At 73.0% G+C, this 15,541-nt stretch carries 14 protein-coding genes; 7 read left to right on the top strand and 7 right to left on the bottom strand.

Annotation, left to right across the window (positions count from 1 at the left end):
- Positions 1-369 precede the first annotated feature (369 nt).
- Entirely contained in the window at positions 370-1,005 is a 636-nt protein-coding gene (locus tag NYF13_RS15880) for a MerR family transcriptional regulator (RefSeq protein ID WP_315657627.1), read from the top strand.
- On the opposite strand, the gene NYF13_RS15875 is transcribed toward NYF13_RS15880, so the two are convergent.
- Genes NYF13_RS15875 through NYF13_RS15845 form a run of 7 tightly spaced genes read right to left on the bottom strand, consistent with a single transcriptional unit; the run spans position 989 to position 7,419 of the window.
- Positions 989-2,518, bottom strand: coding sequence for an FAD-dependent oxidoreductase (locus NYF13_RS15875; protein ID WP_315657626.1), 1,530 nt, complete (start codon positions 2,516-2,518; stop codon positions 989-991). The two genes, NYF13_RS15880 and NYF13_RS15875, sit on opposite strands and share 17 nt — an antisense overlap.
- Entirely contained in the window at positions 2,515-3,222 is a 708-nt protein-coding gene (locus NYF13_RS15870; RefSeq protein WP_315657624.1) for a class I SAM-dependent methyltransferase, read from the bottom strand. Before NYF13_RS15870 ends, NYF13_RS15875 begins: the two co-directional genes overlap by 4 nt.
- Positions 3,219-3,536, bottom strand: a complete 318-nt coding sequence (locus NYF13_RS15865; protein WP_396287354.1) for a lycopene cyclase domain-containing protein — start codon at positions 3,534-3,536, stop codon at positions 3,219-3,221. The genes NYF13_RS15870 and NYF13_RS15865 overlap by 4 nt, the downstream gene beginning before the upstream one ends.
- A complete protein-coding gene (locus NYF13_RS15860; protein ID WP_315657622.1) occupies positions 3,536-3,883 on the bottom strand; it encodes a lycopene cyclase domain-containing protein in 348 nt (115 codons plus the stop codon). Before NYF13_RS15860 ends, NYF13_RS15865 begins: the two co-directional genes overlap by 1 nt.
- Before the next feature lies 1 nt (position 3,884).
- Complete coding sequence (locus tag NYF13_RS15855; protein ID WP_315657619.1) at positions 3,885-4,832, bottom strand: phytoene/squalene synthase family protein; 948 nt, start codon at positions 4,830-4,832, stop codon at positions 3,885-3,887.
- Positions 4,829-6,343, bottom strand: a complete 1,515-nt coding sequence (gene crtI, locus NYF13_RS15850; protein WP_315657618.1) for a phytoene desaturase family protein — start codon at positions 6,341-6,343, stop codon at positions 4,829-4,831. Before crtI ends, NYF13_RS15855 begins: the two co-directional genes overlap by 4 nt.
- Positions 6,340-7,419, bottom strand: coding sequence for a polyprenyl synthetase family protein (locus tag NYF13_RS15845; RefSeq protein WP_315657617.1), 1,080 nt, complete (start codon positions 7,417-7,419; stop codon positions 6,340-6,342). The genes crtI and NYF13_RS15845 overlap by 4 nt, the downstream gene beginning before the upstream one ends.
- Positions 7,420-7,559: 140 nt before the next feature.
- On the opposite strand from NYF13_RS15845, the gene NYF13_RS15840 reads away from it, so the two are divergent.
- The 6 genes from NYF13_RS15840 (at position 7,560) to NYF13_RS15815 (ending at position 15,528) form a co-directional block, all read left to right on the top strand.
- Complete coding sequence (locus tag NYF13_RS15840) at positions 7,560-8,630, top strand: DUF5914 domain-containing protein (protein WP_315657614.1); 1,071 nt, start codon at positions 7,560-7,562, stop codon at positions 8,628-8,630.
- Between the two features lie 523 nt (positions 8,631-9,153).
- Positions 9,154-10,380, top strand: coding sequence for a cytochrome P450 (locus NYF13_RS15835; RefSeq protein ID WP_315657612.1), 1,227 nt, complete (start codon positions 9,154-9,156; stop codon positions 10,378-10,380).
- 66 nt (positions 10,381-10,446) lie between these two features.
- Positions 10,447-11,976 (top strand): MFS transporter, encoded by a 1,530-nt coding sequence (locus tag NYF13_RS15830; RefSeq protein ID WP_315657609.1) that lies wholly within the window; start codon positions 10,447-10,449, stop codon positions 11,974-11,976.
- A 250-nt stretch (positions 11,977-12,226) separates the two neighbouring features.
- A complete protein-coding gene (locus NYF13_RS15825; RefSeq protein WP_315657607.1) occupies positions 12,227-12,784 on the top strand; it encodes a hypothetical protein in 558 nt (185 codons plus the stop codon).
- Between the two features lie 93 nt (positions 12,785-12,877).
- On the top strand, positions 12,878-14,176 hold the full coding sequence (locus NYF13_RS15820) for a SidA/IucD/PvdA family monooxygenase (protein WP_315657605.1): 1,299 nt from the start codon (positions 12,878-12,880) through the stop codon (positions 14,174-14,176).
- Positions 14,173-15,528, top strand: coding sequence for a diaminobutyrate--2-oxoglutarate transaminase family protein (locus NYF13_RS15815; RefSeq protein ID WP_315657603.1), 1,356 nt, complete (start codon positions 14,173-14,175; stop codon positions 15,526-15,528). The genes NYF13_RS15820 and NYF13_RS15815 overlap by 4 nt, the downstream gene beginning before the upstream one ends.
- Positions 15,529-15,541 lie beyond the last annotated feature (13 nt).

Genomic DNA, 15,541 nt, shown 5'->3' with positions numbered 1-15,541 from the left:
CGTCCGGTCGCCGTGCCACTGGTGCTCCGGGCTCGACCTCGTCGCGGCGGCCGGGTTCCTCCGAGCCGGGGGCGCACCGGGCCGAATGCGAGTGAGCCCGGCCGTCGTAGTGGGGGCCGACCTGGCCCGCTGACTCGCCCCCCACTGATCCCGGACTCCACCGCCAGCACACACCGCACCGCAGGGCAAGGCGGCCGGTGCCTGGCGAGGGGAGGCCGACCGCCCGGGCAGCTGAGCACCGGTGCGCCGGTTCCGCCACACTGTCCCGATGGAATCGCCCGGCACCGCCGGTACGACCTCCCCCTTTCCGCACCGCAGACCGGCGCGCACCGCCGGTACGGCAGCGCCGACGTCCGCGCGCTGGTGCGGATGAAGCACCTCATCGACCAGGGCTTCAGCACCGGCACCGCCGCCTTCCGCGCCTTCGACCCCGGCCGCGGGGCCGACGTGGGGCTGCTGCTGGACGCCGTGACCCGGCTGGACACCGAGACGTCGATCGCCCTGCTCGAAGCCCAGCTGAGCGCCGAAGGCGTCGTCGCCACCTGGGACGGCCTCTGCCGCCCGGCCCTCGGCGCGCTCAGCGGCCCGGCCACGGCCGATCCCGACCACTGCATCGATCTCGTGCACTTCCTGACCTGGGCGATCACCGTCGCCCTGCACCGCGTCCCGGCACCGGTCGGCACCGGGACCACGGTGGTGCTCGCCTGCGCCGATGGCGACCGGCACACGCTGCCGCTCGAAGCCTTGCGCGCGGCCCTCGCCGAAAATGGCCGCGCCGCGCTGTTGCTGGGCGCCTCGATCCCTGAAGGCGCCCTCCGCGACGCGATCCAGCGCACCCGTCCCACGGCCGTGGTGGTGTGGAGCAGCCAACCGGCGCAGCCCCCGCGACTGCGCGGCAAAGCCCGGCTGGTGCTGACCGGGCCCGGATGGCCGGCGCGCCGGCCGGGGGTGAGGCGCCCGGAATCGCTCGGCGACGCGGTGGCCCTGCTCACCGCGCCGGAGTAGGCCCTCCGCTGCGGGCGGCGAGCCGGTCGAGCACCGCCATCCGCCCGTGGTTCGGCACCGAGCGCAGCGGGTGGCCGGCCAGCCCCCACCGCCGCAGCAAGGTGTTCGCGGCGCTCCAGCCGGTCGTGGCCGCGCGTTCCATGAGCGCGACCGGCAGGTCGATCCGGATCGCGTCCCCGGCCAGCACCAGACCGGGCTGCGGAGTCACGACCGCGGGCCGGCGGGCGAAACCGCCGACCGGGAACAGCGGGCAGTCCTGCCGCACGAGCGTGACCGCCCCGACCACACCGGCGTCGGCGGTCTCGGGATAGAGCCGGTGCAGCATCCCGTCCAGTTCTTTCGCGACACGGCCGGTGTCCGCACCGGCAGCGTAGGCGTGCAGCTCGACGACCGAGCCGCGATGCCGGTGGGCCCACCGGCGCGCCTCGCCTTCGTAGCGGTCCAGGACGCTGATGTTGTCCAGCGGAGGCAAGCCGCCCGTCCCCAGGAACGCGGGGCGCTCGGCGTCGACCGGGCGGTCCAGCCACAGCCGGCGGACGACGAACGGCGGTGCCGTACGCAGATCCGCCACGGACGCACGCCAGTCCGAAGGGCCCAGCCCGGCGGAAGCCGCCGTGACGCGTTGCAGACCCGGCACGTCACCGGCGAGCACGACGGCGTCGAAGAATTCGCCGTCGACCCGGAACCCCTCGGCCTCGGGCTCGACCACCGCGACCGAAACCCCGGTGCGGATGTCGGCGCGTCGCGCGGCCAGGTACTCCCCCAGCGGGTTCCACAGGGCCTGCGGGAACGGTTCGGCCGGGACGTCGAACAGCAGACCTTCCGCCGAGCCGAGGAAGTACAGGTGGAACATCGTCGCCAGCTCGGCCGCCGACAGCTCGCCAGGGTCGGCGAAGAAACTCCGGGAGAACACGTCGAAGGCGAGATGCCGGGCCGCGACGGGGAAGTTGATCGCGGCGAGGAACGCCGCGGCGTCGATGCGGTCGAGCTGTTCGTAGATCCGGGGCACGGCGACCCCGGCCAGTGGCAGCGCCCGCCGTCCGTCGAGCCGGAGCAGGTCCCGCGCCCGGAACGTGGGGCTGCGCAGGGCGAAGGCGAGCGCGTTCAACGGCGGGGTCAGCGGCAAGCCGGCGAAGGTGTCCGTGCGGCCCTGCGCGTCGACCAGCGGGTAGTCCGCGACCGCGGTGAGCCGGTCCAGTCCGGGGTCGGTGCGGGCGAGCAGCGCGCGGAGGTTGTAGTACTGGCGGAAGAACGCGTGGAAACCGCGGCTCATCGTGACCGCGGTACCGTCCGGTAGCCGCTCGGCCCAGCCGCCGGCCCGCCCGCCCAGGTGCCGCTCGCGCTCGAACACCGTGACCTCGACGCCGCGTTCGGCCAGGCCGGTGGCGGCGGTCAGCCCGGCGATCCCGCCTCCGACGACGGCGGCCCGCGGCCGGCGCCCGAGCCGCCCGGCGTCGGTCAGCCCGGCGGGCGCCGGGTGGGTTTCGACCCGCCGGTCGCGTCCCGGCTTCACGGGCGGGCGCCCAGGACGGTGTGCACGATCCCGCGCTGCCAGCCGGGCACGGTGCCGGTGCGGACGTCGGTGAACCCGGCGCCGGTCAGCCGGGCGCAGAGGTCGGCGACCCCGTCGAAGGCGAGCACGCTGCGGCGCAGGTGCCGGTACAGCGTCGCGTCGCCGGTGGCGAGCCGGCCCGCCGGGATCACGATCGCGCCGCAGACCGCGTTCCACCTCCACCGGGCGCGCCGGGAGTCCCGCACCGAGTACTCGTGCACGGCGATGCGGCCACCCGGCCGCAGCAGATCGTGCAGTTTCTTCAGCTGGGTGTCGGGATCGGCGAGGTTGCGCACCAGGTAGGCGGCGAAGATCGCGTCGAACGGGCCCTCGTCCGCCAGAGCCTCTACGGGGGTGGGCACGAAGTCCACCGTGGCCGGCCACTTCTTCCTCCGCGCCCGGGCGAGCATCTCGGCGGAGGCGTCGATCGCGGTGATCCGGGCGTGCGGGAGCGCCGACAGCAGCGCCGCGGTCGAGGCACCCGTGCCGCATCCGGCGTCGAGGACGCGCGAGCCGTCGGCGGCCCCGAGGCGCCGCGCGGAGATCCGCAGGTGCCGATGGTAGCCCGGGTTGATGCCGACGAGCCGGTCGTAGGCCGCGGCACCGCCGTCGAACGCGGCCGGTACCTCGCCCCGGGGCAACCCGGTGCCGGACAACGAGCTCATGCACTGTCCTTTCGCGACTTCCCGCGTTCCCACAGCAGCAGGACCGCGGTGACGAGGGCGTAGCCGAACAGGAAGTCCTCGACGGGGATGTCCCACGGGAACCGCCAGCCGGTGATGCCCCCGGGCGCGTACCGCACGATCGGGGCCGACAGCTTCGTCAGCCACCCGTCCACCGGCACCTGGAACGCGGTCACGATGGCCATCGTGACCCAGTAGGCGGGCCGGCGCAGCAGCCCGGTGCGCAGCACGAGCAGTTCCGCCGCGACCACCACGACCACGGCGGCGACGGCGGGCACCGTGTAGCCCCACGGCATCAGTGCGGCACCCGCGACCGGCGCCGCTGCGCGCGCGCCACCAGCCGGCCGGTGAGCTGCACGCTCTCGTAGGTCAGCAGCCCGCAGACCGGGACGACGACGAAGAACAGCACCTCTTCCAGCGGGATCCCCAGCGGCGCACGCAGCCCGGTGACGAACGCCGGGTCGAAGTCCCAGACCCCGGCGACGACGGCGACGGCGTCCCAGACCAGGAACACCGCCGCGACCGGCAGCACCGCCCGGGCGAGCCGGCGCGGCCGCCGGTACACCCGCGCGCCGGCCAGTTCCAGCGGCAGCGTCACGGCCACGCACGCGGCGAGGACGAACAGGTACTCGAACCTGGCCACCTCAGGCCACCGCCACCGGGTGACGGCGCCGGGCCCACCGGGCCCGGACCAGGGCGTCCCCGGCCGCGAGCAGCCGGCGGTGCCGCGGCACCCGGGCCCGGCCGGCGAAGACGTTGTGGTCCGCGGCTTCGATGCGGTCGAGGATGCCGCCGTAGAGCGTGAAAGCCGTCCGCAGGCACGGCCGGGACGCGGGGTGCAGCATCGGGATGCCCGGGCGGGCCTCGGCGTAGATCCGCCGGGTCCGCGCGACCTGCTCGGCCAGCGCCCGCCGCACCGCCCGGTCGGCTCGGCGGGTGCGCGCGCACCAGGCGAGCCGGTCGCGGTCGACGCCGTGGGCGGCGAGTTCGTCGGCCGGCAGGTAGACCCGGCCCCGGCCGAGGTCTTCGGCGACGTCGCGCAGGAAGTTGGTCAGCTGGAACGCTTTCCCGAGGGCGGCGGCGTGCGGGGCGGCCTCCGCGCGCGGCACGACGGTGCCCAGCACCGGCAGCATCTGCAGGCCGATGACTTCGGCCGAGCCGTGCACATAGCCTTCGAGCGCGGCCCGGGTCGGGTAGGCGGTGACGGTGAGGTCCATGCGCATGGACGTGAAGAAGGCCGAGAAGTGCGGCTCGGGGATGTCGTACCGAGCGGCGGTGTCGATCACGGCGGTGCGCAGCGGGTCGTCGCTGTGCCCGGCCGCGAGTTCGGTGCGGAAGTGCCGTTCGACCTCGTGCAGCGTGGCGGCGAGACCTTCCGGGGTGGCGCCGGGTGCCGGTTCGTCGACGAGGTCGTCGAGGCGACGGGCGAACGCGTAGAGGGCGTGCACGGCCGGGCGCTGGGCGGGCGAAAGCAGGCGCGTGGCCAGGAAGTAGGTCCGGCCGTGCCGGGAGTTGACTTCGCGGCAGCGCCGGTAGGCCTGGCGCAGTCCGGGTTCGGTGATGCCGGCGGCGTCGAGTTCGCGGCTGGTCAACGGTGGTCCTTCGCGGCGAGGTCGAGGGTGGTGGTCGTGGTGCGGACGCTGCCGGTGATCCGGTCCGCGGCGAGCCGGCCCGAGAGCAGGACCGTCGGGACGCCCACGCCGGGGACGGTCCCGCCGCCGGCCAGGACGACGTTCTCCGTGCCGGCCGGCCGGTTCCGCGGCCGGAACGGTCCGGTTTGGACGAACGAGTGCGCGTAGCTGAACGGTGTGCCGGCCACCAGGCCGCGGCGCCGCCAGTCGGCCGGGCTCAGCACGTGGGACAGTTCGGGGGTGAAGCCGGGCAGCAGCCGGGTCCGGACGTGCTCGAGGATCTCTTCGGCATACGGCGCGGCGTCGGCGTCCCAGTCGCGGGGTCCGCGGTCGAGGTTCGGCACCGGCGCCAGGATCGAGTACAGGTCGCGCCCCGGCGGGGCCAGGGACGGGTCGGTCGCCGTCGGCCGGGTGATCAGCAGCGACGGGTCGCTCATCCGCATCCCGTCGGTGATCAGCTCACGGAAGGTCGACGCCCAGCCGTCCCCGAAGGAGATCGTGTGGTGCCCGAGCGCCGGCTCGGCGCGGCCGCCGGCGTGCAGGACCAGCGCCGAGGGCGCTGCGCGCAGCTTCACCGGGCGGCGGGGCGCGCGGCCGAGGAGCCGGTAGCTCTCGTGGGGTTCGGTGGTCAGCACGACCGCGTCCGCGGCGATCCGGGCGCCGTCGTCGGTGTGCAGCGCGGTGATCCGGCGTCCCCGGCGTTCGAGGGCCGTGACCGCCGTGCCGAAGCGGAACTCGACCCCGGCACCGGCGGCCGCTTCCGCCAGGGCCCGGGGCACGGTGGCCATCCCGCCTCGGGGGAAGTAGACCCCGCCGACGGTGTCCATGTAGGAGATGACCGCGTAGAGGGCGAGCGCGCGCATCGGTGACTCCCCCGCGTACAGCGCTTGGAAGGTGAAGACGCGCTTGAGCCGTTCATCGGTCAGGAACGCGCCGATCCGCGGGTCCAGGCGACGGAACCCGCCGAGCGCGACCAGCCGGGCCAGGTCCGGGGTGAGCAGCCCGAGCGGCGAGTCGAAGTTCGCCGCGACGAACCGGTCGAACTCGGCGCGGTACAGGCGGGTCAGCCAGTCGCGCAGGCGCCGGTACCCGGCCGCCTCCGCCGGCCCGGCGAAGTCCCGGACGGCGTCGGACATGCGGTCCGGGTCGGTGTGCACCGGCAGGACCGAACCGTCGGCGAACCGCGCGGTGTAGGCGGGTTCGAGCCGGGTCAGCCGCAGGTGCGCGGCCGAGTCGGCGCCCACGGCGGCGAAGGCGTCGCCGAGGATCGAGGGCATGGTCAGGACCGTCGGGCCGGTGTCGAGGTGGTAGCCGCCGAGGTCCACGCGCCCGGCCCGGCCGCCCGGGCCGGGGTCCCGTTCGACGACCACGACCGAGCGGCCCCGCCCGGCCAGGTGCAGGGCGGCGGAGAGCCCGGCCAGGCCGGCGCCGACCACGACCACGCGGTCGGTGCGCCCGGTGACCGTCTTCACCGGACCCGCTCGGTGCACCGCAACGCCAGCGTGGCGAGGGCGTCCGCGGGTTGGCGCGGGAGGTCGGCCAGGTCGGTCACCTCGAGGGCGTGGCGGATCCGTTCGTCGATGAGCTTCTCCAGCTGGTCGCGGGCGCCGGTGGCGGTGATCAGCCGCTGCCAGCGCTGCACGGCGGCGGGGTCGACGAGACCGAGTTCGAGCAGGCCGGCCAGCTCGGCGCGCTGCCCGCGGTCGGCCAGCTCGGCGGCGAGCACGACCACCGTGGTGGCCTTCCGCTGGCGCAGGTCGTCCCCGACCGGCTTGCCGGTGACGGCGGGGTCGCCGAACACCCCCAGCAGGTCGTCGCGGAACTGGAACGCCTCGCCGACCAGGCCGCCGTAGGTGCCGAGGGCGTGCACGACCTGCTCGTCGCAGCCGGCGAGAGCGGCGCCGAACTCGAGGGGCCGCCGCACGGTGTAGTTGCCCGACTTGCGCCGGACCACGTCGAGGACGTCGTCCCACGCGGGCCGCGCCCGGGTTTCGTTGACCAGGTCGCCGAGCTGACCGACGGCCAGTTCGGAGCGCAGGTGGTCGTAGACCGGCCAGCCCCGGGCGAGGACCTCCGGCGGCAGCCCGCTGCCGCGCAGCAGCTGCTCGGACCAGACGAGGAACAGATCACCCGCGAGGATCGCGGCCGACTCGCCGAACCGCCCGGCGGACCCGCCGAGGCCCTCGGCTTCGTGCCAGCGCGCGAATCTGACGTGCAGGGCCGGGCGGCCGCGCCGGCGCTCGGAGCCGTCCATCACGTCGTCCTGGGCCAGGGCGAAGCAGTGCAGCAGTTCGAGCGCGGCCGCGGCGCGCAAAGCGGCCTCGTCGTCCGGTCGGCCGCAGCACCAGCCGGTGTAGGCGAACAGGGGCCGGAGGAACTTGCCATCGGCCACGAACTCCGGCAGCACGGTGCGCGCCGGAGTGTCGGCGGCTCGTCCGGTGAAGTGCTCCCGCACCCGTTCGGTGACGAAGCCGTGGACGTGCCCGGCGCACCGGCGGCGCAGCTCGTCGAGCCGGGCCGCCGGGGCGGTATCGGGGATGACTGCCATCCGGGCTCCTCCGTCGTGGCCGCATTCGATGTCCAAACGATGCACCGTGTGACTTCACCCTGCACCACGAAGGGCCGACCCGCGACCGATGCGGATCGGCCCGCCGTGCGCGTTCGCCGCCGGTCCCCGACGATGGGCGGATGAGCGCCAGCCAGCACCTCGCCGGGCTGTGGCCGCGGCGATGGCCCATCCAGCCGTTTCGCGAGCCGCGATGGGCAAGCCAGGAACCGACCTATCAGGACTGTCCGCCCGCGCTCATCGAAGCCGCGGGCCGGCGGGCTTCGGCGCGGCGGTCGGGCAACTGGTTCGTGATCGGCGCCAGCCGGTCGGTGCGAGCCGACCGTCCTTTCGGCACGACCGTGGGCGGGACGGAACTCGTCGCCTGGCGCGGCGAGGACGGCGCGGTCCGGATCGGCCCCGGTGCCTGCCCGCACCTGGGCGCTCCCCTGGCCGACGCCCGGACCGACCGGGGCGGCCTGCTCTGCCGGTGGCACGGCCTGCGGCTCGACGGTGAACGCCGCGGCGGCTGGTCACCGGTCCCGGCCCACGACGACGGCGTGCTCGTGTGGGCCCGCCTCGACTTGCTCGGCCGCGAGCAGCCGACGGACCGGCCCGTGGTGCCCGAACGGCCCGGCGCGGCGCGCCTCGACGCCGTCGCGACGCTCACCGGGATCTGCGAGCCCGAGGACGTCGTGGCCAACCGGCTCGACCCGTGGCACGGCGCCTGGTTCCACCCCTACTCCTTCGCCCGCCTCCGCGTGCTCGAAGCGCCGAGGGGCCCGGATGTCCGCGACGAGGAGGACCGCTTCCTGGTGGAGGTGACGTTCCGGCTGGCCGGGCGGTGGGGCGTGCCCGTCCTGGCCGAGTTCGTCTGCCCCGGACCTCGGACGGTCGTCATGCGGATCGTCGAGGGTGAGGGCGTCGGCAGCGTGGTCGAGACGCACGCGACGCCCCTGGGCCCCGGCCTCGACGGACGTCCGCGCACCGCGGTCGTCGAAGCGACGATCGCGTCCTCCGAACGTCCTGGCTTCGCGGTGGCCGCCAAGCTCGCGCCGGTGATCCGGCCCCTCGTACGGCGCACGGCGACCAGGCTCTGGCGCGACGACCTCGCCTACGCCGAGCGACGCTACGCGTTGCGGTCGGGCCACCGAGCCGATGCGGACCACCCGCCGGCCGCGAGTACCGGAGCCGGGTCACCTCCTCGTCCCTGACGTCCTTGAGATCGACCCGCCCCACCGGATGCGGGGGCGGCGCACCGCGCTGCCCGCGATCGTCTTCGGGCAATCAAATTAAATCAACTGATTGACTTAAGACCTGGCTCGTGATCGACTGCCTCCAGACCGGAACGGAGGAGCACCATGACGAGGATCTGGCCGGCCGAGTCATTCGGCCATTCCCTCGCTTCGCCCGCGGCGCTGGAACCGCCCGCCGAGGGGGCGGATCCGCGGCGAGGATGCCCGGCGGCCCCGGTTCGACGCCGAGCTCCGGATCCACGGTCTTCGCACACCGCAGGCGCAGGCCGAGATCGCCGAGGATCGCTTCACCGGCCCCGGGGGGGACCGAGGCGGTTCTCGACTGGAACACGCCCCGGCCAGCCCGGCTCCCGCGCGCCGAGCTGACCGCGCAGTACGCCTCCCCCGCGAAGACACCTCCCCCGCGAAGACGCCGTCGTCCTGACCCTCGCCGTTGCCGTGCCACGGCACCGTCCCCGTCTGCCCGAACCGGAGCCCCACCATGCCTGCCCAGCCCGAGCCCGCCCGAGCCCTTCCCGATTTCCCGCCGCCGCGCTCGGCGGAGTGCCCGTTCGCGCCGTCACCCGAGCTGCGGGCGCTGTCCGGGCGTGGACCGGTCAGCCAGGTCCGGTCCTGGGGCGGTTCCACCCCGTGGGTGGTGACCGGGCACGCCGAGCAGAAGGCGCTGCTGATCGATCCGCGGTTGAGCGTCGACTTCGCCGCACCCCGCTTCCCCAGCCCGATCGATCCGGCCCACAGCCACGGCGGGGGCACCGACCTGAGCTTCGTCGGCATGGACGACCCGGAGCACGCCCGCCTGCGCCGGATGGTCAGCGGGGCCTTCACCATCAAGCGCGTCGAGGCGATGCGCCCCACCGTGCAGCGCCGGGCCGGCGAGTTCGTCGACCGGATGCTGGCCGGGCCCCGGCCCGCCGACCTCGTGCAGGCACTGGCGCTGCCGCTGCCCTCGCTCGTCATCTCCGACCTGCTCGGCGTCCCCTACGAGCACCACGAGTTCTTCCAGGGCAACAGCAAGGTGCTGGTCTCGGCCACCGCCGGCGCGGCCGAACGCGGTTCCGCGCACGCGGCGCTGTCGGGCTACCTCGGCGACCTGGTCGCGAAAAAGATCCGCGAGCCGGACGACGACCTGCTCTCCACGCTGGGCGCGCAGGTGGTCGCAGGCGAGCTGACCGCGCGCGAAGCGGCCACGATGGGCGTGCTGCTCCTGCTCGGCGGCCACGAAACCACGGCCAACATGATCAGCCTCGGCACCCTCGCCCTCCTGCAGCACCCCGAGCAGCTGGCGCTGCTGCGGGACACCGACGACCCGCGAGTGGTGACGAACGCGGTCGAGGAGCTGCTGCGCTACCTGTCGATCGTCCACCTGGGCCGGCGGCGCACCGCGGTGGCGGACATCGAGGTCGCCGGGCGCACCATTCCCGCGGGCGACGGCGTGATCCTGCTCGGCGAGCTCGCCAACCGCGATCCCGGGGTCTTCCCCGACCCCGATCAGCTCGACCTGACCCGCAATGCCCGTGGTCACCAGGCGTTCGGCGGCGGCACCCACCACTGCGTCGGCCAGCCGCTGGCCCGGATGGAACTCCAGGTGGTCTACCCCACCCTGCTCCGGCGCATCCCCACCCTGCGCGCCGCGGTCGGGCTGGACGAAGTGAAGTTCAAGTACGACGCGGTGATCTACGGGCTGCACGAGCTGCCCGTGACCTGGTGACCGGACGGCGCACCGGCAGTTCCGCAGGATCCGAAACCAGTGCCGAACGAGAAGGGCGGCTCACCCATGAGCTCCGGAGCAGGCGCGAAGACCGAACGCGGACCCGGCGTGATCGTCGGAGTACTGGCGCTGGCCGGCGTCGTCGTCTCGCTCATGCAGACGATGATCATCCCGCTGGTGCCGAAACTCCCGTCCCTGCTCGGTTCCACCGCTTCCGAGACCGCGTGGGCGGTGACCGCGACCCTGCTGGCCGCAGCCGTGGCGACCCCCACGATGGGCCGTCTCGGCGACATGTACGGCAAGCGGCGCCTGCTCCTGGTGAGTCTGCTGCTGCTGATCGCGGGCTCGGTGGTCGCGGCGCTGAGCGAAGACCTCGCGCTGCTGGTCGTGGGCCGCGTGCTGCAGGGCCTCGCGGCCGCGGTGATCCCGCTCGGCATCAGCATCATGCGGGATGCGTTGCCCCGGGAGCGGCTCGGCCCGGCCACCGCCATGATGAGCGCCTCGCTGGGGATCGGCGGTGCACTCGGCCTGCCCGCGTCCGCCCTCCTGGCGGAAAAGGCCGACTGGCACCTGTTGTTCTGGACCTCGGCCGGGCTGGGCGTGCTCGTGCTGGCCCTCGTGCAGGCCCTGGTCCCGGAGTCCGGCGTGCGCGCGGGCGGCCGCTTCGACCTGCTCGGCGCGGCCGGGCTGTCGGCAGTGCTGGTCGCGCTGCTGCTGGCCGTGTCGAAGGGATCGACGTGGGGCTGGGCCAGCGGCCTGACCCTGGGCCTGCTGTCCGGAGCGGTCGTGGTCGCGCTGGTGTGGGGGAAGTGGGAGCTGCGGGCCCCGCACCCGCTGGTCGACCTGCGCACCACCGCGCGCCGCCAAGTGCTGCTGACCAACATCGCCTCCGCGGTGTTCGGCTTCGCCCTGTTCGCCATGTCGCTGGTGCTGCCGCAGCTGCTGCAGTTGCCGGCGGCGTCCGGCTACGGGCTCGGGCAGTCGCTGCTGGTGGTCGGGCTGGTGATGGCACCGAACGGGCTCGTGATGATGGCCGTGGCGCCGAGCTCGGCCCGGATCTCCGCCGCGCGGGGACCGAAGGTGACGCTGATGCTGGGCGCGCTGGTGGTCGCGCTCGGCTACGGGCTCGGCCTCTTCATGATGGCGACGGTGTGGCAGCTGGTGCTGGTCTCGTGCGTGATCGGCGCGGGCATCGGGCTGGCCTACGGGGCGATGCCCGCGCTGGTCATGGGCGCGGTACCGATCTCGGAGACCGCGGCCGCCAACAGCCTCAACACCCTGATGCGCTCGATCGGCACCTCGGTCTCCAGTGCCGTGACCGGGGTCGTCCTCGCCCAAATGGTGATCGGTGCCGGTACCGCAAAGTTCCCTTCGCAAGGCGCTTTCCGGCTCATCCTCGGCATCGGCGCCGCAGCCGCGCTCATCGCGCTCGCCGTGGCCGCCTTCATCCCCGGCCTCCAGCGTTCCCCGGCCACCGGAGAAGAACGCGCCTCGGCAACTCCCGCTTTCCCCGCGCCCGGCACCACCGAACCCCCAACGCACAGCGCTGCCGTGACGAGCACTCCGGGCCGGTCCGACCGGCCGCAGCACCGGTAACCGGAACCGGGTGGCCGACCGGGCGGGGGCCGAACCGGCCGGGATCGCCATGGTGGTCGCGGCGCGGCCGGCCACCGCGCCGGCTGCGGAAAGAGCGCTGTAGCGTCCGGTTACGGCCATGTTTCGGGCAAGAAACGTCCGTATTTCTCTGGAATCTGCACTCTCACGCCACCGAATAGCACGACGTGTTTTCACCATTAACCACCGGGGTTACCCTGGTGCTTACCGTTGGTGATGCTGGTCTTTCCGGGTGAACGCGATGCGGGACCTTGTCCCGATCATGAGCTCGGCAGTACCGTTCGAGGCGAACTGGGGAGTTGCCATTATGATTGATTTCCGGGCACCAGTATTGTCTGATTGCGGGAAAGTCCGGCGTATCGCAGGACAGTCCGAACTCATCGAACAGAATTCTTTTGAATACTACGCAGCTTACGTCCGGGATTTCTCCGATACGTCCTTGATCGCGGTTTCCGGAGTGCAGCCGGTGGGTTTCGTTCTCGGCCACCGCAGCCCGGCGGCGCCGGAAGAGTACGTGGTGGCGCAATGGGCCTTACTGCCGGAGTTCGACCGGGCCGGCGCCCGGGCAACGCTGCTCCTGGCGGCCGTACGGCCCCAGGTCCGATCGGGTGCCCGGCAGCTCGAAGTCGTGGCCGCCGAACGCGATGAAATGACCTTGGCGGCCCTCGAGCGCGTGGCCGCCCACCAGGGCGCCGTCCTGCGCAGCGAAGCGCCAATGGGTGAGGGAATACCACCGGATGCCCCGTGCGCGCTCTACCGAATAGGCCCTCTTTCGCCCGCTTACGCCTGATTTTCCCGAAGTCCCGGTTGTTCGGACCGGTGGCACAAACGTGTCCAGAGGAAACTTTTCCAAATCGAGTGAGGGGTGCGCAGCACTGTGGAAGTGGACGTTCTCGGAATCGGTTTCGGACCGGCCAACATCGCGCTCGCGATCGCGCTCGAAGAATTCGGTGTGGATGTTTCCTCCGTCTTCCTGGAGCGTCGCGGCGGACCCGGCTGGCAGGCCGCCATGATGCTGAACGGCAGCGACATCCAGCACAATGCGGTCCGGGACCTCGCGCTGCCGAGGAACCCGCGCAGCCGGTACACGTTCCTCAACTACCTGTTCGAGCACGAGCGGCTGTTCGAGTACCTCAACGTCGGGCTGCCGTTCCCGTTGCGCAAGGAGTACGCCCGCTATGTGGTCTGGGCCGCCGAGCAGTTCGGTGGCGCGGTCCGCTACGGCACCGAGGTCGCGGCGCTGAGCACGGTGACCGACGCCGGACGCGACCTCGTCGAGGCCACCTTGGCGGACGGTTCGGTGATCCGGGCCCGCGCCGCGGTGATCGCTCCCGGACGGCCGCCGCGCATCCCGCCGGCGTTCCGGGAGGTCGACGATCCCCGGGTGCTGCACCTGACCGAGTACCTGAACCGAATCGGCGACCTGGTCCCGGGCGAACGGCCGCGGGTCGCTGTCGTCGGGGGTAGCCAGAGCGCGGTCGAGCTCACCATCGACCTCGACCGCCGGCTGCAGCACGTGCCGGGGGCCGAGGTGCACAACATCATGCGCGGGTTCGGCTACCGGCAGAAGGACCTCAGCCCGTTCACCAACGAAGTCTTCTACCCGGGCTTCATCGACTACTACTACGACAGCAGCGAGCAGTCGAGGCGCGAGCTCGACCGGGAACTTCGCTACACCAACTACTCCGCGGCCGACAGCGACGTCATCCAGGCGCTCTACACCACCATGTACGAGCAGGGCCTCGATGGCGAGGGCCGCATCAAGCTGGTCCGCAACACGGAGATCGAGTCGTGCACCGCGGCCCCGGAGGGCATCGTGCTCCGCCAGCGCGAGGTGCACCGTGACACGGTCAGCGAGACCCGGTTCGACGCGGTGGTGCTCGCCACCGGCTTCCTGGACCTGACCCCGGACGGCGGTGAGCAGTTCCTGCCCGCCATGCTCGCCGGCGTGGCGGCCAAGGTCGGGCGCACCGCTTCCGGGCACGCCGCGGTCGGACGGGCCTACGACCTCGGAGCGGCCACCGGGGCGACACTGCCGCCGATCTACCTCAACGGGCTGTGCGAGACCACCCACGGTCTCGGCGACGCCGGGTCGTTCAGCCTGCTGTCGCTGCGGGCCGCGACCATCGCCGAAAGTCTCGCCAAGGTCTTCACCCCGATCACGACGGCGGCGGGCGCGTGAGCACGGCGTTCGGGACGAGTGCCCGACCGGACGTGCGCACGGGCCTTCCGGGACCGAAGTCGGCGGAGTACCTGGCGCGGCAGGATTCTCGCGAGTCCAACGCCCGCACGTACCCGCGGCGGCTGCCGGTGGCGCTCGAACGCGGCGAAGGCGCGTACGTGGAGGACGTGGACGGGAACGTGTTCCTCGACTTCCTGGCGGGCGCCGGTGTACTCGCGCTCGGGCACAACCACCCCGAGGTGGTCGCGGCGGTCGAGCAGCAGCTCGGGAAGCTGGTACACGGGCTCGATCTGCCGACGCCGGTCAAGGACGAGTTCACCGAAGCGCACCTGGCCCTGCTGCCGGAGCCGATGCGGGCCCGCACCAAGGTGCACTTCTGCGGTCCCACCGGTGCGAACGCGGTGGAGGCGGCGCTGAAGCTGTGCAAGTCCCACACCGGCCGCCCGGATGTCATCACGTTCCAGGGCGGCTTCCACGGGTCGACGCACGGCGCGATGGCGGTCACCGGGTACGTGGCGCCGAAGGCCGCGGTGCCGGGCGGGATGCCGGACGCGCACTTCTTCCCGTACTCCTACTGCTACCGGTGCCCGCTGGGACTGGACGCGAGCGGCTGCGACACCAACTGCGCCACCTACTTGGAGAACAGTCTCCGCGACACGCACGGCGGCATCCCGAAACCGGCCGCGGTGCTGCTCGAACTCGTACAGGGCGAGGGTGGGGTGATCCCCGCGACGCAGGAGTTCGCCACGCGGGTCGCCCACCTGGCGAAGGAACTCGGCGCGCCGCTGATCGTCGACGAGATCCAGACCGGCTACGGCCGTACGGGCTCGTGGTTCGCCTTCGAGCGCTACGGCCTCGAACCCGACGTCGTCGTCGCTTCCAAGGCCGCCGGTGGGATCGGTCTTCCGGTTTCGGTGATGTTCTACGACCGCGCGCTCGACACCTGGGGGGCCGGGGCGCACATCGGCACCTTCCGCGGACACCAGCTCGCGTTCGCCGCGAGCGTGGCCGCCCTCCGGGTGATGCGCCGTGACGACGTGCTCGGCAACGTCGCCGCGCGCGGCGCGCAATTGCGGGCGGGGCTGGACCGGCTCGCCGAGACGGACGCCGCGCTCGGCGATGTCCGAGGTGCCGGGCTGATGCTCGGGGTGGAGATCGTCGACCCGGCGACCGGGGCCCCCGATCCCGCCCGCGCGGCCGGGATCCAGCGGTCCGCGCTGAACCGCGGGCTGATCGTCGAACTGGGCGGCCGCGCCGACGCGGTCGTGCGGTTGCTGCCCCCGCTGACCATCGACGCGCCGACCGTGGACCTGGCGCTGGAGATCCTCGCCGGAGCCGTGGCCGCCGGCTGACCACAGGAAAGGA

The sequence above is a fragment of the Amycolatopsis sp. PS_44_ISF1 genome (genome assembly GCF_032335455.1).
Classification (GTDB): domain Bacteria; phylum Actinomycetota; class Actinomycetes; order Mycobacteriales; family Pseudonocardiaceae; genus Amycolatopsis.
This window is presented reverse-complemented; position numbering and strand designations above follow the sequence as displayed.